We start from the raw sequence: 1,079 nt of genomic DNA on the forward strand, positions 1-1,079 counted from the left end.
CTCGTGTACCGAAAATCCGGCAGATTTAGTAGAGTTAGTGTACACCAAGAATCCAAAATACTCGTGTACCGAAAATCCGGCAGATTTAGTAGAGTTAGTGTACACCAAGAATCCAAAATATGAACACCATACAACAAGAAAATCCTCCCCTACAAGGCTAGGGTTTAGGCTGGGAGCGCGGCCGCCGGTGTGGCTGGGGGAACCCGGTTCTCWACAGGGATCTCSRCAAACTCAGAAAGRATCGCCCGGAACTCGTCTCCGGYCASTGTCTCCTTCTCAATGAGCACCTCAACGATTTTGTCRATGGCCTCCCTGTTGTTTCTAATGTGCCTCAAWGCGATCTCGTAGGCCTCATCYGACAACTGCTTCACGGCCGAATCAATGTCCTCCGCRAGCTTCTCTGACATGGAGTTCCTTGCCATCATTCTCATGATGACGTCCCCACTCTGCGCTCCACCCTCCATCAGAGACCATGGACCAATTTCAGACATACCGAATGTCACAACCATCTGCTTGGCTAAGCCAGTAATTTGCTGCAAGTCACCAGCRGCTCCAGTGGTCACCTCAGGCTCTCCAAATATSACCTCCTCAGCAGCTCTACCACCAAGGCCGCCAACAATTCTGGCAAAAAGTTGCTGCCTGGAGATGAGTGTTGGGTCATCCATCGGGATAAACCATGTAAGACCACGAGCTTGACCCCTTGGRAYTAAGGTAACCTTTTGGACAGGATCATGGCCAGGYGTCAAAGTTCCGCAAATTGCATGCCCRACTTCATGGTAAGCAACAAGACTTTTGCTCTTCCCGTCTGTCATCACAGTCCMTTCCATACCAGCYACAATTCTGTCAATAGAATCATCWATCTCTTTTGAAGAAATTGCTGTCCTYCCCCGYCKTCCAGCCAGAATGGCTGCTTCATTCAGAAGGTTTGCCAAGTCTGCTCCGCTGAACCCAGGTGTTCTCATTGCTATGACATCRAGAGAAACATCAGAATCAAAYTTCTTGTTGCYACCATGCACTTTTAGAATCTCTGTCCTTCCACGTACATCAGGAACRTCRACAGACACCTGTCTATCAAAACG

General features: G+C 49.0%; 1 protein-coding gene. It reads right to left on the reverse strand.

The annotated features are described in order from the left end of the window. Positions 1 to 164: 164 nt before the first annotated feature. Positions 165 to 1,064, reverse strand: coding sequence for a hypothetical protein (locus FWJ25_RS20555; protein WP_497755919.1), 900 nt, complete (start codon positions 1,062 to 1,064; stop codon positions 165 to 167). Positions 1,065 to 1,079: the final 15 nt, after the last annotated feature.

This window comes from Marinobacter salinexigens (assembly GCF_008370345.1).
GTDB lineage: Bacteria > Pseudomonadota > Gammaproteobacteria > Pseudomonadales > Oleiphilaceae > Marinobacter > Marinobacter salinexigens.